At 39.8% G+C, this 19714-nt stretch carries 17 protein-coding genes; 15 read left to right on the top strand and 2 right to left on the bottom strand.

Translation table 11 applies throughout. The features are described from left to right. Nucleotides 1-54: 54 nt before the first annotated feature. Nucleotides 55-612, bottom strand: coding sequence for a hypothetical protein (locus HMJ38_RS11565; protein ID WP_228780016.1), 558 nt, complete (start codon nt 610-612; stop codon nt 55-57). A gap of 165 nt (nt 613-777) precedes the next feature. Here HMJ38_RS11565 and HMJ38_RS11570 point away from each other — a divergent pair, with 165 nt between their 5' ends. The 13 genes from HMJ38_RS11570 (at nt 778) to HMJ38_RS11630 (ending at nt 16336) form a co-directional block, all read left to right on the top strand. Further along, nucleotides 778-1332 carry an AAA family ATPase gene (locus HMJ38_RS11570; RefSeq protein ID WP_194974563.1) on the top strand — a complete coding sequence of 185 codons (555 nt, stop codon included), beginning with the start codon at nt 778-780 and terminating at the stop codon, nt 1330-1332. Continuing rightward, entirely contained in the window at nt 1319-2338 is a 1020-nt protein-coding gene (locus HMJ38_RS11575) for a hypothetical protein (RefSeq protein ID WP_194974564.1), read from the top strand. The genes HMJ38_RS11570 and HMJ38_RS11575 overlap by 14 nt, the downstream gene beginning before the upstream one ends. 176 nt (nt 2339-2514) lie before the next feature. Next, the gene (locus HMJ38_RS11580; RefSeq protein WP_194974565.1) at nt 2515-3288 is read left to right on the top strand and encodes an MlaE family ABC transporter permease; all 774 of its coding nucleotides are present in this window, start codon (nt 2515-2517) and stop codon (nt 3286-3288) included. 7 nt (nt 3289-3295) lie between these two features. Beyond that, nucleotides 3296-4042 carry an ABC transporter ATP-binding protein gene (locus HMJ38_RS11585; RefSeq protein ID WP_194974566.1) on the top strand — a complete coding sequence of 249 codons (747 nt, stop codon included), beginning with the start codon at nt 3296-3298 and terminating at the stop codon, nt 4040-4042. Nucleotides 4043-4044: 2 nt separating this feature from the next. After that, complete coding sequence (locus HMJ38_RS11590; RefSeq protein ID WP_194974567.1) at nt 4045-5046, top strand: MlaD family protein; 1002 nt, start codon at nt 4045-4047, stop codon at nt 5044-5046. Nucleotides 5047-5627: 581 nt separating this feature from the next. Further along, nucleotides 5628-7271, top strand: coding sequence for a TldD/PmbA family protein (locus HMJ38_RS11595; RefSeq protein WP_194974568.1), 1644 nt, complete (start codon nt 5628-5630; stop codon nt 7269-7271). A gap of 18 nt (nt 7272-7289) precedes the next feature. Next, entirely contained in the window at nt 7290-8606 is a 1317-nt protein-coding gene (locus HMJ38_RS11600; RefSeq protein WP_194974569.1) for a TldD/PmbA family protein, read from the top strand. A 209-nt stretch (nt 8607-8815) separates the two neighbouring features. Beyond that, on the top strand, nt 8816-9430 hold the full coding sequence (locus HMJ38_RS11605) for a DUF4159 domain-containing protein (RefSeq protein ID WP_194974570.1): 615 nt from the start codon (nt 8816-8818) through the stop codon (nt 9428-9430). 7 nt (nt 9431-9437) lie between these two features. After that, the gene (locus tag HMJ38_RS11610; RefSeq protein ID WP_194974571.1) at nt 9438-10427 is read left to right on the top strand and encodes an AAA family ATPase; all 990 of its coding nucleotides are present in this window, start codon (nt 9438-9440) and stop codon (nt 10425-10427) included. After that, nucleotides 10420-11295 carry a DUF58 domain-containing protein gene (locus tag HMJ38_RS11615; RefSeq protein ID WP_194974572.1) on the top strand — a complete coding sequence of 292 codons (876 nt, stop codon included), beginning with the start codon at nt 10420-10422 and terminating at the stop codon, nt 11293-11295. The genes HMJ38_RS11610 and HMJ38_RS11615 overlap by 8 nt, the downstream gene beginning before the upstream one ends. After that, nucleotides 11296-12462 carry a BatA domain-containing protein gene (locus HMJ38_RS11620; protein ID WP_194974573.1) on the top strand — a complete coding sequence of 389 codons (1167 nt, stop codon included), beginning with the start codon at nt 11296-11298 and terminating at the stop codon, nt 12460-12462. Further along, nucleotides 12459-14723, top strand: coding sequence for a hypothetical protein (locus HMJ38_RS11625; RefSeq protein WP_194974574.1), 2265 nt, complete (start codon nt 12459-12461; stop codon nt 14721-14723). Before HMJ38_RS11620 ends, HMJ38_RS11625 begins: the two co-directional genes overlap by 4 nt. Further along, a complete protein-coding gene (locus tag HMJ38_RS11630; protein WP_194974575.1) occupies nt 14720-16336 on the top strand; it encodes a hypothetical protein in 1617 nt (538 codons plus the stop codon). The genes HMJ38_RS11625 and HMJ38_RS11630 overlap by 4 nt, the downstream gene beginning before the upstream one ends. Before the next feature lie 16 nt (nt 16337-16352). Here HMJ38_RS11630 and HMJ38_RS11635 read toward each other — a convergent pair whose 3' ends face one another. After that, nucleotides 16353-17015, bottom strand: coding sequence for an ROK family protein (locus HMJ38_RS11635; RefSeq protein WP_194974576.1), 663 nt, complete (start codon nt 17013-17015; stop codon nt 16353-16355). Between the two features lie 284 nt (nt 17016-17299). Between HMJ38_RS11635 and HMJ38_RS11640 the strand changes: the two genes are divergently transcribed. Together HMJ38_RS11640 and HMJ38_RS11645 are read left to right on the top strand one after the other, a co-directional pair. Beyond that, a complete protein-coding gene (locus HMJ38_RS11640; protein ID WP_194974577.1) occupies nt 17300-18805 on the top strand; it encodes a sulfatase family protein in 1506 nt (501 codons plus the stop codon). 99 nt (nt 18806-18904) lie between these two features. Continuing rightward, a complete protein-coding gene (locus tag HMJ38_RS11645; RefSeq protein ID WP_228780017.1) occupies nt 18905-19411 on the top strand; it encodes a CIA30 family protein in 507 nt (168 codons plus the stop codon). The last annotated feature ends 303 nt before the right edge of the window (nt 19412-19714 follow it).

A 19714-nucleotide genomic window follows, 5' to 3' on the forward strand; every position in this document is an offset into this window, starting at 1 on the left:
CTACAAAATTGAATTTTAATTTTGGAAAGCAGAAGTTTATGTAATGACCTGAAATTAATAGATTTCTGATATCGTAATGGAATTTCCCCGGAAGCTTCCGGATTCTCCTTTTTTCAATTCCCATAAAGCCTGAATAAGTGGTGAATCTTGAGACACCAATTGAAAATCCAAACCATCAACAACAACTTTGCCCATTGGAACTGAAACCCAAATATTCCCCATAGGCAATTTTAACAGTGCGCCTTCCTGAACTTTATCAAGTTCTTTGACCGGAACAGCATTGAGTTGATTGAGCATGATGCGAGAAGATGATAATCTTTTCTCCAATATGTCCCTACTTTGGTGGAGCATTTCCTGATGGGTTTCATACTTATCACCAGCTGAGCTTTTTTCTTCTACTTCAGAAGAATTTTGCAATTCGGTAAGCTGATGTTGAATATCTTTTATTTGCTCCCTGAGTGTTTCTTGGGCTTTAGATAGCAATGCGGTTTTAGTAGCTGAATTCATGGCTGCAAAGTAAACTGAAAATGAGGAGAAAATAGGAATAATTGTAGAAGGAATTTTTTCTGAAATCCTGTTGTGATATTTTGTAGGGATTGATTTTGATCCCAAGGCTGAAATTATCCAAATATTTATTCCCCTTTTTCAAATTCTAAATTTGCCTAAGGATATTGTAACCTTACTGCACCTTAATCAGGATTTTACGTTTTCAAACCTTACAGATCCTTGTTTTTTAGGAAAAAAGACAATGTAGGGTTAATTTACATCATTAAATGAATGTTAGCAGAATCCACTAAATTTATTAACCGGTTTGAAAAGGAAATTATGTTAATTATGGTCATGGGACTTCCCGGTTCCGGTAAAAGCTTCTTTGCAAAAAGTTTTGCCGAAAAGTTGGGGGCTGAATATTTCAGCAGTGATTTACTTAGAACCAAAATGGGCTTAAGGGGAAAATACCTTCCGGAAAATAAAAACCAGGTTTACATGGAAATGGCTAAAAGGACCAAGGAATTGATTGAAAAAAACAAGTCTGTGGTTTTGGATGCTACATTTTTTCAAAAGAAATTCCGTGAGTTTATATATTCCATTGCAGAAACTAGCGGAGTCCCTCTTTTCATCTTTTTGGTACAAGCTGATGAAAATATCATTAAGCAGAGACTTTCTGCCCCTAGAAAGGACAGTGAAGCTGACCATTCTGTTTACCTGAAAATTAAAGAACAATTCGAGCCTTTGGAAAGACCTTTTTTAACTCTGAATTCCACCAACGACAACCTTTCGGAAATTTTATTAAAAGCCAGCCAATATATCAATAGACCCAATGAACAGCAATGAAATTTTGAAATTGATGTCCAAAGGATTGTTTGAAGGCAAACCTATAAAAGGAATGCTGGAAGAAACCAATATCAGTTGGGTCATTCTTGGTGAAGAATTTGTTTTTAAAATCAAAAAGCCAATCAAACTTTCATTCTTGGACTATTCAAGCTTGGAACTTCGAAAATTGAACTGTGAAAAGGAACTTGAACTCAATCAAAGATTTTCGCCGATTTATCTGTCTGTACTTCCTGTAACCAAAATACAAAATCAATGGGTAATTGGAGAAAATGAAGGTGATATTGTAGATTATGCGGTCTGCATGAAGAAAATGGAATCTGAAAAAAGGATGGATTTACTGTTGGGGGAAAGCAAAGTCAGTGGAGAACAGGTTAGCTTACTGGCTCAAAAAGTAGCTGAGTTTCATTTAGGCGCGAAGGTCATCAAAAAGGAAATGGACATCGATTCGTTTTATGGGATTTTCAATGATTTAGATTCTGTATCTGATATTGCAGCCCAACATTTAGATCAAGATTATGTTCAAAAGATAGCATCCTTAATTTCCTTGAGTGATGCATTTATCAAAAAACATTTTCCAAGATTTCAAAATAGGATGGAGGATGAATTTTTTAGAGATGTACATGGAGACCTACATAGTAAGAATATTTTCTTGTATGAGAACCCCGTTATTTTTGACTGCATTGAATTTGAGGAAAGCTTTCGGCAGATAGATGTACTCTATGAGGTGGCATTTATCTGTATGGACTTGGAGAATTTCAGGAGGAAGGATTTCTCAGACACTTTTTTAAAAGCATATATGAAGGAATTTGATTGCATGGCCGATGTAGAGGATAAACAGATTTTTCAATACTATAAATGTCTTCGGGCCAATATCAGGGCAAAAGTCAATCTCTTGGATGCCAAAACTGAAACAGATGCCGATAAAAGAAAAAAGAAGCTTGTGTCAGGGGAAAAATACTTGGATTTGGCGGTTTCCTATATGGATTCGATGAAGTCTATTTTATGATTTCTGGTCGTTTAAGTACCTACAAACTACCAAGAGAGGTTTTAAGCCCCTATAAGGCTTAACAAAAAGCAAATATTAGGATTCAACTATGACAAACGTCATAAAATCACTTGATTATCATTGTTATTTTTACAGAAAAAAATACCCATTTTTAAGATATCCAAACAACAAATCAAGTGAAATATCTAAAATTTCTGGACAATGAATTTTTCAAAGAGGCAGGTGAGTTGTCACATTTCACTGCGCGCTTTTTTAGGGAATTATCCAAACCAAAGCAGGAATACGAGGAATTTATCAATCAATGTTTTTGGATTGGCTACAAGACATTGATGCTGGTAGGTGTTACTGGATTTATCATGGGATTGGTGCTGACCATACAATCCAGACCAACATTAGTGGAGTTTGGAGCCGAATCACTCTTGCCTTCCATGGTCTCTGTTTCTTTGGTCAGGGAAATCGCTCCTGTCATCACAGCCTTGATCTGTGCCGGAAAAATTGGGTCAGGATTGGGTGCCGAGTTGGGCTCCATGAAAGTGACTGAGCAAATCGATGCCATGGAAGTCTCCGGTACGAACCCGTTCAAATATTTGGTGGTCACCAGGGTGTTGGCTGCCACTTTGATGGTTCCTATTCTTTCCAGCTTGGCCAATGCAATTTCATTGTATGGCGGATTTTTGGGGGTCAATATCAGAGGGGATGTAAGCTGGAACCTGTATTGGTTTCAAGTATTCAAAATTTTATCATTTGGTGATGTCATTCCATCATTGATCAAGACTTTTTTCTTTGGATTTGCAATTGGTATAGTAGGATGTTATAAAGGATTCAGTTCCCAAAAAGGTACAGAAGGAGTTGGCAGATCTGCAACTACAGCTGTTATAGTAGCTTCCCTGATGGTGTTTATCATTGACCTGATTGCCGTTCAGATCACAGATTTATTGGGATTGACATAGAAAAGAGATGGAACAGGTGGTCAAAAACCCGGTAATAGAAGTAAAAAATGTCAATAAGTCATTTGGGGACAACCATGTGCTCAAAAATTTTAGCATGTCAGTTTTACCGGGTGAAAATCTGGTGATTTTGGGTAAATCCGGCTCGGGAAAATCAGTTCTGATCAAATGCATTATCAGTTTGATTCAGGCAGATGAAGGAGAAATAATAGTATTGAACAGTCCTATCCAAGAATTAGAACAAGATGAATTGGATCATTTAAGGGCAGAGATTGGATTTCTATTCCAAAGTAATGCCCTTTATGATTCGATGACAGTGAGGGAAAATCTGGAGTTTCCGCTACGCATCCACTGGACAAAAGAGGAGCGTGCAAAAGGTGCTGAGGCTGCCGTGAAAGAAGCGTTGGAAGATGTGGGTCTTTTACATACCATCAATATGATGCCATCAGAACTTTCAGGAGGAATGAAAAAAAGAGTTGCTTTGGCAAGATCGCTGATATTGAGACCAAAAGTCATCCTCTACGACGAACCAACTACTGGTTTGGATCCGATTACTTCAAGAGAAATCAGTGAATTAATGGTAAGTGTGCAAAAGAAATATAATGCTACTTCGGTGATCATTTCGCATGATCTGAATTGTATCAAAATAACCTCAAACCGGGTCATCATGCTGATTGATGGCACCTGTTACGCAGATGGTACTTATGATGAGTTGAGTAAATCGACAGATCCCAAAATTAAAGAGTTTTTTGAATGATTATGAAAACGAAAAAAACAATAGAGAATACAAAGTTGGGTGGCCTTGTGATTGCAGGAATACTTTTTCTGGTATTTACCCTGTACATGATAGGAAAGAATCAAAATATGTTTGGAGCCTCTATCACCATCACCGCTGTGGTGGAAAATGTAAACGGACTTGTTCCCGGTAATAATGTCCGTTTCAAAGGATTGAATGTAGGCACTGTCAAGTCTGTTGATATGGCAAACGACTCTTCGCTGCATGTTGTTATGTATATTCAAAATAAGATGGTTCCATTCATCAAGAAGAATGCACTTACTTCTATCGGAACAGATGGCCTGATGGGCAATAAACTCATTCAAATCATTCCCCAAGATGGAATTGCGGAAAATGTGGCCGAGGGTGATGTGATTTATTCCTCTACTCCAGTAACCACAGATGCCATGATGCAAAGATTGGGGACGAGCAGTGAGTATTTTGAAAAAACCACTGAAAACTTATACGAAATCACCTCAAAGCTGAATAATAGCAAAAGTCTATGGGCTTTGCTTTCAGATTCATTGTTGACGGGAGACTTAAAGGATGCGGTGACTGAATTGAGGCTCGCAGCAGGAAGGGCTTCAGAAATGGCAAGGGCAGGAAATCAATTGATGATCAATCTGAAAGATGGAGAGGGCATTGTCCAGAAACTTTTCACGGATATAGAAGCGGCAGATGATTTGACGACATCTCTGGAAAAAATAAAGGAATCCAGCGAACAGGCTTCAAAGATTATCGGTGACGTGAAAGTTCTTATCGAAAATCTTGAGGCTGGTGAAGGAACAGCAGGCTTGATTCTTAAGGACAGTACTTTTAGAGAAGCACTCCTCAACAGTATGCTGAATCTGGAAATGAGTACCGAGAGATTCAATGAAAATATGGAGGCGATGCGAAGCAACTTTTTGTTCAGAAGATACTTCAGGAGACAAGAAAAACAAATCCAAAAAGAATTTGAAGAGAAAGAAAAAGAAGAGAACAGATAAATTGGCATTTACAGAATGAAATGACATCAGATTAATCGTCATTGGTAGTAATTAAAATTTCGCATTTACAGAAAAGGTTGTGACATCTAGGTGGGCTGCAGACCTCTCCTGACGTCGAGGTGACAAGGCAAAGTTCTTTATAGTCTTGAATGCATTTTTCAGTTCAAGGGTATAAATCTCAAATTCTGTCATTGGTAGTGATGAAAATTTGGCATTTACAGAAAGGAAATGACAATGGTTCATTTTATTTATTGATTGGTTTAAATTAAATTATTGTAAAACCAATAAATAATTGCATTTTACCCTATATGTCAATGGTAGGCACGAAAGATCTCCAGATCTGCTATTTATAGATTTGAATGCTATTTGTAATTCTAAACTTTTTATTTTCTAATCTGTCATTGGTCGCCGAGAATGCTAAGCGGTCAATAAGAATTCTTTTTTTTGATCCTCCAATCTCCCTTCCCTGAACATTATTTTCAACCAGTCTTGTAAACGCTTTTGTATAACTTATTTTTTAACGATACTTTACAAATTCAATTGAAAATTAAACCGTCAACCTTAATAAACAAGGAGGAAATTTGAAAAGAAGAGATTTTATTCACCTATCAGGACTGGGAATGGGTGCGATGCTCACCCCCGGTTTTCTGATGATGGGAAACCCGGCTACAGCCGAGCAATTGCTTCATCCCGGCCTTTTTAATGCCGAAAAAAAGGCACTTGCAGACATTGCTTTAAACACCGCAAAGTCCAATGGAGCAACCTACACTGATGTCAGAATCGGTAGGTATCTCAATCAGTTTTTATTTACCAGAGAGAAAAACGTCCAAAATATAGCCAATACAGAAAGTTTTGGTGTGGGCATCAGGGTAATCGCCGAAGGTACCTGGGGATTCTCGGCTACCAATGATGTGACGCCCGATGGTATTAAAAAATGTGCTGAAACGGCCGTTGCCATTGCCAAAGCCAATTCCATCATGCAGAAAGAACCTGTAATTCTGGCACCTGTCAAAGGTGCCGGAGAGGTATCATGGGAAACACCCATCACCAAAAACCCATTTGAAATTCCTGTTGCAGATAAGATTGACCTCTTATTGAGTGTCAATGCTGCTGCCATGGACAATGGGGCGACTTTCGTCAATTCCAATTTATTTATGGTCAATGAGCAAAAATATTTTGCTTCATCCGATGGTTCTTACATTGACCAGAATATCCATAGAATATGGCCCACTTTCAATGTGACAGCTGTCAACAAATCAGAAGGGAAATTCCGAAGCCGTCAGGCCTTGAGTGCGCCGATGGGAATGGGGTACGAATATCTTGATGGATTGGCTTCTGAAAAAATCGCAGGACCCGCGGGCTTGATCAGTTACAGAAACTCTTATGATATGGTAGAGGATGCAGTAGCAGCTGCCAAACATGCCAAAGAGAAATTGACTGCAAAATCCGTGACTCCTGGGAAATATGACCTTGTGTTGGATCCTGATCATTTGGGATTGACCATCCACGAATCTGTTGGTCACCCACTTGAACTCGACAGGGTATTGGGTTATGAAGCCAACTATGCTGGTACCAGTTTTGCCACTTTGGATAAGTGGAGAAGTGGTGACTTCAAGTATGGCAGTAACTTGGTAAATATCGTAGCAGATAAGACACAAACCCATTCCTTGGGCGCTACAGCTTATGATGATGAAGGTGTGAAATGCAAAGAATGGGATTTGATTAAAAATGGGGTTTTGGTCAACTATCAGGCAATCAGAGATCAGGCGAGTATCATTGACGAGCCTGAATCACACGGTTGCTGCTATGCGGACAACTGGAATTCGGTGCAGTTTCAGAGAATGCCAAATGTGTCATTAAGACCTGGAAAGGAAAAATTGAGTGTCCAGGATATGATCAAAGGTGTCGATAAAGGGATTTATATTGTAGGAAGAGGATCTTACTCCATTGATCAGCAAAGGTATAATTTTCAGTTTGGCGGGCAATTGTTTTACGAAATCAAAAATGGTGAAATCGCAGGTATGTTGGAAGATGTTGCCTACCAATCCAATACGCAGGAATTCTGGAACTCGTGTTCGCAGATTTGTGACAAGGATGATTACAAATTGTTCGGAACTTTTTTTGATGGAAAAGGACAGCCTTCGCAGGTTTCCGCAGTATCTCATGGAAGTTCAACCACAAGGTTTGACAATGTGAACGTCATCAATACCGGAAGACAGATCTAAAACAATAAAGCAATTCAAATGGCTATTTTATCAAAAGAAGAAGCAAAAGCAATTATAGATAAAGTCCTTTCCTATGCCACAGCCGATGAGACTTCGGTAAGTGTTTCAGGAGGTAGGACTGGCAATATTCGTTATGCCCGTAATACGGTCAATACAAGTGGCGAGTCCAATGAAATCTCTCTAAGTATTACCTCGGTTTATGGCAAAAGATCAGGATCAAGTTCTATCAATGAACTGGATGATGTTTCATTAAAAAAAGCAGTGGAAAGATCTCAGGAAATCGCCAAGCTGGCACCTGAAAATCCCGAGTATATGCCCATGCTGGGTCCACAGAATTTTCCCGAAACAGATAATTTTGCTGAAAGAACCAATGCCATCAATCCGGATTATCGTGCAAAGGTAGCCATGGACAGCATCGAAGTTTCCAACAAAGGAAATTTAACAGCTGCAGGTTATTTGGAAGATTTCTCAGGTTTTGTTGCCATGGGAAACAGCAAAGGAATGTTTGGCTACAACAAAAACACTTCTGTGGATTTCTCTGTAACCGTCCGAACCGCTGATGGTACAGGTTCAGGCTATGCCATCAGGGATTTCAACGATGCAGGTCTCTTGGATGCTAAAGGAGTCACTGAAATATCTGCTCAAAAAGCCCAGGCATCTAGTACTGCCCAGGCGATTGAACCTGGAAAGTACACCGTAATTCTTGAACCTACGGCGGCAAATGACCTGATGAGGTTATTGGCTTTTGGGATGGATGCAAGAAGTGCGGATGAGGGTAGAAGCTTTCTGAGCAAAAAAGGAGGAGGCACCCGACTCGGAGAGAAATTATTCGACGAGCGTGTCAATATTTATTCAGACCCCATGCATCCGGAATTACCGGGCAGACCTTGGAATAACGAAGGCTTGCCCAGTGTGAAAACAGTTTGGGTGGAAAATGGAGCAGTAAAAAATATGTTTTACTCCAGATTTTGGGCCGAAAAACAAGGCGTAGAACCTGTGGGTAGGCCAAACGGAATCATCTTTGAAGGGGGGAATGATTCTCTGGCAGATATGATCAAAAGTACACAAAGAGGAGTTTTGGTAACCCGATTTTGGTATATCAGAGGTGTCGATCCACAAACCTTGCTTTACACTGGTCTGACCAGAGATGGCACTTTCTACATTGAAGATGGACAGATCAAATTTCCTGTCAAAAACTTCAGGTTCAACGAGAGTCCTGTCATCATGCTCAACAATATCGAGTCTTTGGGCAAACCCCAAAGAGCTGGAGGCAATATGATTCCGCCCATGAAAATCAGGGACTTTACCTTCACCAGTCTTTCCGATGCGGTTTAAAATCAAGCCAATTAAATTACTTTCCCGGAATTAAATATTCAGGGAAAGTAATTTTATGCTTATTTCAAATATTACTTCAATAAACTCAACTCAAGAAAATAGAGTTTGAAGAATATAGTACGCTTCTTCCGTCTTCCGTCTTCTGTCTTCCGTCCCATTCTAAAACAAGATAGTAACTGGCAGGATAAAGGATAAATTCATACTCATTCATGCAGTCCTTTTTCTTTACCCGTATCAAATACAATTCCGGCAATTGGGATACTGATCAGCGTATGCCCGTCAATCTGCTCAATTCCTTGGTGGAGTATACTACTATTCCGATTGAGGAACAGGAGCGAATTGTGGAAATCGGTAGCAAGGAAATATTCAAATCCCCCTTTTGTTACCTGAGTGGACATAGGTTGGTTTCCTTTTCAGAAAGTGAAAGAAAAAATCTCAAAACCTATATCCAAAATGGAGGTTTTCTCTTTGCAGATGACTGCAACCATGATATCGATGGCTTATTTGCCAAGTCCTTTGAGGAGGAGATGGCGGTGATTTTTGGTAAAGATGCCCTTCGGAAAATCCCAAATGACCATGAAATTTATTCTTGTTTCTTTGAATTCGAAGATGGGCCACCCACGACCTCATTTGAACTGAATGGTTGGGGGGATGATTTGGTACATGATTACCTTAAAGCCATTATGATCAATGGCCGCATAGGAGTACTTTACAGCAACAAGGATTACGGTTGTGAATGGGATTACGATTTTAGAAACAAGCGTTTTCTAAGAGAAGACAATACCAAGTTTGGAGTGAATATTATTGTTTATGCATTAACCTGAATGAATCTTGGAAAATACAGTAATAGAAGAATATAGTACCCTTCTGGATAAATTGCCGCTTTTGAAAAAAGAGATCCAAAAGGTGATCGTGGGACAGGAGGAAGCGGTGGAGGAAGTTTTGATCACCCTTTTGGCGGGAGGACATTGTCTGTTGGAAGGTGTTCCCGGACTGGCCAAGACCCTGATGGTACAAACTTTGGCCAAAGCAATGGATTTACAGTTCAAACGGATTCAGTTTACCCCTGATTTGATGCCGGGGGATATCTTGGGGACCGAAATACTGGAAGAAGACCACAGTACAGGCAAGCGATTTTTTCAGTTTAATCGAGGTCCGATTTTCTCCAATTTGGTTTTGGCAGATGAAATCAACCGGACGCCTCCCAAAACCCAAGCGGCACTTTTGGAAGCCATGCAGGAAAAAAAGGTGACTTATGCCGGAAATATCCATATCCTCCCTGACCCGTTTCTGATCATCGCCACACAAAACCCCATTGAGCAGTCAGGTACTTATCCATTGCCTGAGGCGCAAATGGACAGGTTTCTCTTATATATCAAATTGGGTTACCCCAATGAAAGGGAAGAATTGGAAGTCTTGGAAAGAACAACAGGTTCAGCCCATGAGGAATTGCAGGCTGTATTCTCAGGTTTAGAAATCAAAAAGCTTCAGGAACTGACGCGACAAGTTCATTTGGATGCAGATCTGATGCAGAAAATCAATCTTTTGGTACGTGAAACGCGACCTGATACCAGTAAAGTCCAATTGGTGAAGAATTATGTGGAGTGGGGGGCAGGGCCAAGGGCCGGTCAGGCCTTGATACTTTGTGCCAAAGCCAGGGCTTTGATCAAAGGAAGGTTTTCTATAACCCCCGAGGATATCAAAGTTTTGGCTTTCCCGGTTTTGAGACATCGATTGGCACTGCATTTTAGAGCCGAAGCCGAAAAAGTCAATGGGGATCAGATCATTCAGGAAATTATTAATGCTGTAGCCATTGGATAAATCTGCCGAACATCTTGAAATTATCAAACTCAACAACCTGCAATTGGCTGCGAAGGTGATTTCTGACAAACTCAGGCAAGGTTCCCATGTGGGTAAAAGAATAGGATATGGGGCAGAGTTTGAGCAATACCGGCATTATGAACCCGGGGATGATCTCAAACGCATTGATTGGAAATTATTTGCCCGCTCGGAAAAATATCAGATCAAAGAATCACCGATTGAAAGCAACTTTCATTTGAAGTTGATATTGGACTTATCAGGTTCTATGAATTATGAGGAAGAAGGCATCAATAGGTTAACTTATGCCAAAATCTTAATGGCTTCATTGGCTTATATTGCTTTTCTCCAAGGAGACAACATTTCACTTTATTTTTTACAGCATGGTGACATCGTTCAGGTAGTTGCACCAGGCGCCAAAAGCTTTCAATCCGTACTTTATCATTTGGAGAAAGCTGAGGCCAAAGGAAAATGGCAAAATGACTTCAAGGACTTCCCTACACTCAAAAGCAGGGAAAAAGAGATGATCATGATGGTGTCTGACTTTTTGCAGGAAGAAAGGGAATGGGAAGCATTGGTCAAATCCATGATCCACCCCAATAAGGAAATTTTGCTTTATCAAATTTTAGGGCAACAGGAAATGCAGATGGAGATGAGTGGAAATATCCGTTTTGAAGATTTGGAAAGCGGGCATACCTTCCATGCTGAGGCCATGGATTTGATGAAGGATTACAATCAGTCGATACAATCTTATTTGAATCAACTTGACACAACATTTCAACTTCAGGGAGTCACCATGTTGCGTGCTTCTTTGGCTGAACCTATCGCTGAATTGATTTTCCGATCTCTTTCAAACAAACAATTTGCTTAAATGGAATTTCTAAATCCAGCCATACTGTGGGGTCTGATTGCATTGGGTATTCCGGTTTTGATCCATTTGTGGAATGGCAGACAAGGAATTAAAATAGCTTGGGCAGCATCCAGATTTCTGAAAGAAAATGAAAACAAACCGGTCAGGCATATCAAATTTGAACAGTGGTTATTGTTGATGCTGAGGTTAATCCTGCTGACTTTGTTGTTGCTGATATTGGCCAAATTGTTTTGGGACAAGCTCGATAAGGATGATGAGAAAAGGGTCCTCCATTTGGTCGAACCGTCAGGAGAAATTTTGTCCGAATTCAGATTTGAGTTGCAGCAAGCGCTCAATAATGGGGAGGAGGTTTTTTTATTGGATCAGGATCAAAATAGGCTTGGGGACCTTGATCAATTTACAATGGAATCTAAAAATGAGCCTGTTCGATTTGGGAATCTCCTCACTCAAAAAGAGGAAATGCCGGAAGAAATCCATCTTTACCTCAGTGGAAACGAAAGTTCATTTGCATCGTTTTTTTATCCGGTTTCAGTTATGCCGACACTTCATGTAGCTCAATTTTCCTCGTCAAAAAATATCAATAATTTGATTCAATTGAATGGTAATAAAATACTGTTTATCAATGAACTAAATCAAATTGAAATAAGTGATAAACCCATATTGAATTCAGGACAAGTATATGACTCATCCTTTAATTATTACATAGATTTGAAAAGTGAGAAACATGCTGAGATAATAGAAGCTTCTTTGAAATCTATTCAAGAAGTCTACAATTTGGAATTCAATCTTTCGGAAGAAGAGGATGCACAATTACATTTCACTGATAGGTCTATGATTGACCCCAAGCCTGATAGGATTTATTGGAAAATCGGAGATTTTGAACAGGCACAGTTTGATAATTTTTATCATCTCAGGGCATTTGAAAGGGGGGCTTTATCGATGGAAGCTTATGAAGAAATTCCTGAACAGATTATGACTGACCTGTTGGATTTTCTGGAAATGAGGGGAGAGGATATTCGCTTGAATGAAACTCAAATTCAAAGCAGATTCCATTTTCTTGACCTTGACCAAAAAACTAATCAAGCCAATACCTTTGAAATCTTATGGTTGTTGTTTTTGTTGGTATTGATAGTGGAAAGAGTTTTGTCCAATAAGTCCCGTTTATGAGAAACCTCGAAAACCTGATAAAAAAGACGCAGTTGCAGTTCCAACTCAATGCCTTGCTCAAAGGCCTGAGTATTGGTATTGGAATGGTGTTTTTATATCTGACCATTTTCCAGGGTATTGGACTTGCAGTGGTGGTTGGAATCTTGTCGACAATGCTTTTTGCTGTCTATTTTGGAATGTTAAAACAGGACAGGGAAAAAGCCATAAACACACTCCATCTGCACTATCCTGAGTTGGAATACAGCTTGGATATTTTGGACAAGGAAAACAAAAACGTCGCTGATCTCCTACAACTCAAAAGGCTTGAATCCCAATTCAGAAGCAAAAAAGTACCATTAGTATTCGGCCAAAGCGTTTTGCCAGCTTTCCTTTTTATGTTGGTTTCTACAGGGATTTTTGGGATGAGTTTAATGGATTTGAATTTAAAGTCGGAAAAAGTAAGTCCTTCAAATTCAGTTCCTACCACCTTTCAAACTATAGCAGAAATTGAGGAAGTCTTATTGCAATCGGTAAAAGTTGAAATCCAACCCCCATCCTATACTGGACAAAAAACAATCTCCCAACAAGAATTGGATATCAAAGCATTGGAGGGTTCAAGGATGACCTGGACGATTGATTTTAATTCCGGGAATATTGATAAAGTGGTATTGCAGAATGGTTTTGGATTAGAGGTACCAATGGAAAAAAATGCCAAAGGATTTCAGATCATTGATCGGTTGGAAAACTCGGGTATTTATGCCATCAAGGCTTCAAATGATGGGGAAGTGGTATTTCAAAGTGATTTTCACAAATTGGAATTGAGCAGAGATAAAGCCCCTTTGATTCTTCCTGAGGAGAAGGACCTATACAAATATTACTTTCATAAAGACCCAAGACAATTGAATGTAAAGGCAAAAGTATCAGATGATTTTTTGGTAAGGAAGGTTTACCTGATTGCTACTTTGGCTCGAGGTTCCGGGGAGAATGTCAAATTCAGGGAGAGTAAATTCAGTTTGGATAAGAATAACTTTCAGTCCGCAGAGCTTACCCACGCCATGGATTTGACGGCTTTGGATTTTCAACCTGGAGATGAGTTGTATTATTATTGGTTGGCCATTGACAACAAGCTCCCGGAAACCAATATTTCGAAGTCAGATACCTATTTTATCCAATTTGTAGACTCTACAGGCATGAGCGATTCCCAATTGGAGAGTATGGCGATTCATGTGCTACCGGAATACTTTCGAAGTCAAAGGCAGATTATCATTGATACCGAGAAGTTACTGGCTAGTAAAAAAGATATAGCCGAACGAAAATTCAATGAAGATTCAAATGAACTGGGCTTTGAACAGAAATTGCTGAGAATGCGCTATGGACAATATTTGGGAGAGGAATTCGAAAGCAATGCACCGGGAGGGACACTGAATACGGCTGAAGGAAGGAATATCCTCGAAAGCTTTATACATAATCATGATCAGGAAGGAGAAAATGAAGGGGGGCCTGCTTTGAGTAAATTCAGGTATGCCGCACTTCAAAAGTATCAGGAAGAGCATGAAAAAAATCAGGAAATCCTTAAGCAACAGGTAGGGGAACTTGCAGGTGCCGGAGAACATGACCATGCCGACCATGAGCATGACGAAGATGATGAGCTTTCCAATTTGTTGGAAGATTACCTGCACAATCATGATTCCGAGGAAATGAACACCCTTTACGAACAATCCACCCGAAGCATGTTGAAAATGGCATTGGAGATGATGTGGCAGTCAGAGTTGCATCTGCGGTTATTTGAACCTGAACAAGCACTTCCATATCAGCACAAGGCCTTGGAATACCTGAAGTCAGTCCAACAGAAATCACGGGTTTATGTCAAAAAATCAGGCTTTGACCCACCTCCGATCAAAGAAGCAGAAAAAAGGTTGACAGGGGAAAGCAAAGACCTCAAGACTCTTTACGCAAGAGAACTGACTGTTAGTCAAGCGGAAATCCCGATGCTGGCTTCCAGAATTCTGGGGATGTTGAATCAGGTTCAAATCACTGTTGACGGTCAAAAAGTGATCCAACATTTTAGGCAATTATGGACAGAAAGAATAAGTTCTTCCGGTATGGAGGATTGGAATACATTGCTGCTACTTCAAAAACTTGCCGCCTCCGAAATGGAGGAAGATGAAAAAGTATTGCTTACCAATAAACTCCAAAGTCTTTTAGATCGGGAAAGAAGAAATAACCCAAATGCCCTTTCCAATCAAAAACTAGCCAAAGCTTTCTGGGAAAATCTGAGATGATGACTTTTGAACCCTATCTATCTGGAAATACTCTTTTCATAGTCCTGGCAGGATTTGTCTTACTTTGGATCATTCAATTGGTTTTTATTTGGCAGAATACCCACAAACGAAAAGCATTAAAATCAATTTTACATACCATCTTATTTACTACGCTTACTTTTTTTCTACTACAACCTACATGGGAAAAAAAGGAATCGGAAACCTCATACTTGCTATATCCTGATGGTTTTACTCAATTGGAAATTAAAGATATTCAGGACAGTTTAAATATTCCTTTGTCAGGTTCAATCAGCAATCTTCAGAAGCACAATCCCAATAAAATCTACCTACTCGGACAGACTTATAGTTTGACTGAACTTTTGAATTTGCCCGATACCGAATTACATTGGATTCCCGACTACAAGCAAAATCAAATTACGACCATTTCCTGGGATGGTGTGATTGGTTATGGGCAAATGCAGAAAATCAAAGGAAGCATCCATGATGCTACAGGTTCAATAGTCAAATTGCTTGAATCAGGAAATATAAAACAGGAGGTTGAAGTACCTGGTGATGAAGCGAATTTTGAATTTAAATTTCCTGCTTTGATTATGGGTCAGAATGAATTGGAATTAAGAATCAATGGAGAAGTTAAGGCCTTAGTAAGGTTTTTTGTCAACCCTGCAACTCCGGTAAGCTACCAGCTTCTGTTTGGTTTCCCCAATCCTGAAGGAAGGGTGCTGACGGAATATTTGGTCAAAAGGGGAGACAAGGCACGAATCTCCACTCAGGTCAGCAAAGCCGGAAGGATAACTGCGGGTGGTCAAAATGCCGAACAGTCTCCTGATGTATTTATCCTTGACCCCAGTCAAATCAGCAATAAGTCTCTCTCTGATGCTTTTGGAAGTGGAAATACCTCTCTGTTGATTTTGAATCTCAATGATGTTGAAAAAGATGTCTTGGCGATCAATCAGCAATTTAAAACCAATTTCAAACTTAGGAAAGTAGGGGATGAACCTCGTGAAACAGAAAGCGGTGTAATGGCCGCTCCCTATAGTTTTGACTCAAGTTCAAACTTAGGCTTACTCCATGATGGAGCTGTAGCAATCGGATTTGTTCAAGGTAATAAAATAGCAGTCAGTTTATTGGAAAGTACCTACCAATTTGCTCTAGCAGGAGATTCCCTGCAATATGCGTCCATTTGGGAAGAGACCTTATCAGCAATCAATCCACCACAAAATGAAAAAATTGAGGTGCAAATGCCTGTTTTTTCTCAGTTATTTTCTGAGATCAATTTGCTATCCCCTATAAATCATTTGACTTATATTAAAGTGGATGGGGACAGTTTAGGTTTGCAGAAAAATCCCGTTAATGAATTAAAATCCAAAACAAATTGGGCCCCACAATCGGAAGGATGGCAAACTTTGGCTGATACTGTTGGGATTTATATTTACGGTGCAGCTGAACTCAATGACTTTCGCAAAATCGAACAAATGAAAGCCTTCCTTAAAGACAGGAGGGGAGATAAACTTTCAGCAGAGTTTACAGAAATGAATAAACTTTCCAGTATTTTTTGGTTGCTGATATTGCTGACCAGTTTCACTTTGGTCTGGATTGAACCGCGTTTTCCTTAAATCTCAGGTTTTCCTTTCACCCCAAATGGTAGTGTTCATCCCACAATCTGAAGCCACCCAAATAAGCATTGTTGTTGGTACCCAATCGGCATCTTTCGGGGATTTCTGTAAGCAGTTTTGATTTGCCTCCACCCAACACGATATCATCAGGCAAAAATGCGTTTTTGAATCTTCCAACCACTACCTCGACATGCTGTTGCCATTTTTCAGGTCCCAATCTTTCTAGTCCCCTCAGCCCTAGATAATCTTCAAAAGTCCCTTTTCGATAGGACAAATGTGCAAGCTCCATTGGCACTACTGTTCCTTCGGCTACGAGGGCTGAACCTAATCCTGTACCCAATCCCAAAAATAACATGGTATCGCCTTGATATGAACCCAAGGCCTGCATGGCTGCATCATTGATCAATTTTACAGGTTTGTTAAAAGCTTTTTCAAAATCAAATCCCAGCCAGCCATCTCCCAGGTTTTTTGGTTCAACAACAATTTTTCCTTTTTTGATTACTCCTGGAAAACCTATTGAAATCACTTCATATTCCCAATCTTTGGTGGCCTCAATCACCAAAGAAACCATCACTTCAGGTGTCATATAGTTGCCGGAAGGGATTTTTCTTCTTTCTACGTCATTATTGACTTTTACTTTGATGTTGGTGCCTCCTATATCGATGGTAAGTATTTTCAAGATTCCTGTTGGTTTGAGTTATGCGGTGCTGATTTTTTAATCATGCAAAAAAACAAAATTTAATTGAGGTAGGATAGAAAAATTATTAAAAGATGGCAGAAGGGAGATTTTTGGGATGGTTGAATTTATTGATTTCATTTTTGAGAACCTTGGTGTCATCGTGACTTTGTGGTAATTTTCAATACTTAAGCCACAAAGACCCAAAGGCACGAAGAGTTTATAATAAAGTTAATTCCTATCTTATGTTTTATTAATTTGAACTTCTTAACCAATCTGATTGAATTATGAAAATATTGTTCCTTTTCCTTTTCCTAATTTCACCTCATGTTGACGGAAAACCTACTCAGGATAGAAAGCCTAACATTTTGTTCTTGATCGCAGATGATTGGTCCTTTCCACATGCGGGTGTCTATGGGGATCCTGTTGTCCGGACTCCTACTTTTGATAAATTAGCAGCTGAGGGGGCTTTGTTTTTGAATGCATATACTGCTTCCCCTTCTTGTTCTCCTTCGCGTGCATCCATTCTGAACGGTAGGTATCCGCACCAAAATGAGGATGGGGGTAACCTTTGGCCCGAATGGCCTGCACAATTCCCAACTTATGTGGGTTTGATGGAAGAGGCAGGGTATTTCTCAGGGTCTACCCGAAAAGGTTGGGGACCGGGGGACTATCAGGTCTCAGGTTTAACCCATAATCCTGCGGGGAAGGCTTATGCTGATTTTAAGGAATTCTTTGAAGAAAGGCCCGAAGGTCAGCCTTTTACCTTTTGGTTTGGGAGTTCGGATCCCCACAGGGAATATGTACCCAATACTGGAATTCAGACCGGAATGAAATTGGAAGATGTTCCTGTACCCGGATTTTTCCCGGACCTTGACTGTGTCAGAAATGATATTTTGGATTATTATTTTGAGGTGGAGCGCTTTGACAGGGAATGTGGGCAAATTATCAAGATGCTTCATGAAGCAGGAGAATTGGATAATACCATTGTCGTTATGACAAGTGATAACGGCATGCCCTTTCCCCGTGCCAAAGCCAACCTCTATGATTTTGGAACTAGGATGCCTTTGGTCATCCGTTGGCCTGAAAAAGTCAAAGCAGGAACTGTCATCAATAACTTTATCAATTTTGTGGATTTTGCCCCCAGTTTTTTGGAAGCGGCTGATTTGCATTCTGATAGCATGAGCGGAGAATCCTTTTGGGAAGTGATAGCAGGAAATAAGGAAGGTAAATCAGAAGTGTTTTTGGAAAGAGAGCGACATGCCAATGTCCGAAAAGGAGACCAAAGCTATCCCATGAGAGCGGTCAGAACACATCAATACTTATACATTTGGAATCCTATGCCCGAGCGATTGCCAGCCGGTGACCCGACTGTTCATCGGTCCGTTGGTCAATTTGGAGATGTGGATCATTCGATTACCAAATTCCTGATCATGGAAATGAAAGGAAAAGCCAAAGCAGGAAAACCTGATTTTTACAATTTGACCTTTGGTCAAAGACCTGAGGAAGAGTTATATGATGTGGCATCGGACCCTTTCCAGTTGAATAATCTTGCCGGAAAATCTGAATTTTCCAACATCAAATCCGAATTGAGAGACCAACTCAATTCTTGGATGGCCGAAACCGGAGATTTAAGGGCAAAGGAACCCCGGACCTTGTATTGGGATCAAATCAGGTATACTCCGACCTATCAGATGAAGGATGCGGATGTTTCAGAAATGATCAAACAGTACAGGATTATACCTCCTTTTGGACCCTATTCCCGAGAAGGTATTCCATGTTTGGAAGATTGATTTCTTTCAGATTTCAAACAAAATGTTGTCATATTGACTTTTCAAGATATGAAGCAGTCGTTGTTGTTCTTGTATATATTTTTGTTTGCTAATCCTTCGATGATGAAAGATCCTTTACTATTTGATTTTGGAGCTAAAAAAGATTTTGGCAAGTGGTCAATTATCAATGATGGTGTCATGGGTGGACTTTCCCAGTCCAAGGCGAATTTGGATGGCGATGCCATCATTTTTGAAGGAAATGTTTCTTTGAAAAACAATGGTGGATTTGTGTCACTTCGCAGTGCTTTGGGCAATTATGACCTTTCCGATTATACCTATTGTGAAATCCGCTTCAAATCAGACACCAAGCGAAAGTTTGAAATTTTGATTGAAAAGGACACTCCATTTTACCTACCAAAGTACAGGGTGAAGTTTGGTGCAACCAAGGAAGATTGGGAAATCCTTACCATTCCGCTTAAGGATTTTGAAATCAGTAGAATGGGTTCTACCATGCAACAGGGGATTGATCCTGAGGTTCTGAAAGGCATTCAGAGAATCGGGTTTATTTTGGCTGACAAGCAGGAGGGAAGCTTTCAGTTGTGGGTAGATTACCTAAAATTTTATTGATTTTTATCACTTGGAATCATTTAATAGCCCATTTCCCCTAAATTTTACTCTAATTTATTCTAAAAGTTATCAATAGGAATGGTGCTTTAGCCCATTCATAAAAATATGGCATAAGCAAACGGCTTTAGCCAAAAGAGAAAAGCATTGTTTTAGACTGAAAGTTTCAATTTGGCTAAAGCCTGGGGACGGTGATGTTTTTTTTTCGTCCAGCTAAAGCAGGACGTAATTGATAGAGGCCTATTAATCTGGGTTTCTATCACTTGAGATGTTTATCAATAGAAATGGTGCTTTAGCCCATTCATA

Origin of the sequence: Aquiflexum lacus, from assembly GCF_015476655.1 — a bacterium.
In the GTDB taxonomy this organism is placed as follows: domain Bacteria; phylum Bacteroidota; class Bacteroidia; order Cytophagales; family Cyclobacteriaceae; genus Aquiflexum; species Aquiflexum lacus.

Bases quoted from the DNA above. Each gene is read 5' to 3' on its own strand.
- HMJ38_RS11570 (WP_194974563.1), top strand. From the start codon at position 778: ATGTTAGCAGAATCCACTAAATTTATTAACCGGTTTGAAAAGGAAATT.
- HMJ38_RS11575 (WP_194974564.1), top strand. From the start codon at position 1,319: ATGAACAGCAATGAAATTTTGAAATTGATGTCCAAAGGATTGTTTGAA.
- HMJ38_RS11585 (WP_194974566.1), top strand. From the start codon at position 3,296: ATGGAACAGGTGGTCAAAAACCCGGTAATAGAAGTAAAAAATGTCAAT.
- HMJ38_RS11590 (WP_194974567.1), top strand. From the start codon at position 4,045: ATGAAAACGAAAAAAACAATAGAGAATACAAAGTTGGGTGGCCTTGTG.
- HMJ38_RS11600 (WP_194974569.1), top strand. From the start codon at position 7,290: ATGGCTATTTTATCAAAAGAAGAAGCAAAAGCAATTATAGATAAAGTC.
- HMJ38_RS11605 (WP_194974570.1), top strand. From the start codon at position 8,816: ATGCAGTCCTTTTTCTTTACCCGTATCAAATACAATTCCGGCAATTGG.
- HMJ38_RS11620 (WP_194974573.1), top strand. From the start codon at position 11,296: ATGGAATTTCTAAATCCAGCCATACTGTGGGGTCTGATTGCATTGGGT.
- HMJ38_RS11625 (WP_194974574.1), top strand. From the start codon at position 12,459: ATGAGAAACCTCGAAAACCTGATAAAAAAGACGCAGTTGCAGTTCCAA.
- HMJ38_RS11630 (WP_194974575.1), top strand. From the start codon at position 14,720: ATGATGACTTTTGAACCCTATCTATCTGGAAATACTCTTTTCATAGTC.
- HMJ38_RS11640 (WP_194974577.1), top strand. From the start codon at position 17,300: ATGAAAATATTGTTCCTTTTCCTTTTCCTAATTTCACCTCATGTTGAC.
- HMJ38_RS11645 (WP_228780017.1), top strand. From the start codon at position 18,905: ATGATGAAAGATCCTTTACTATTTGATTTTGGAGCTAAAAAAGATTTT.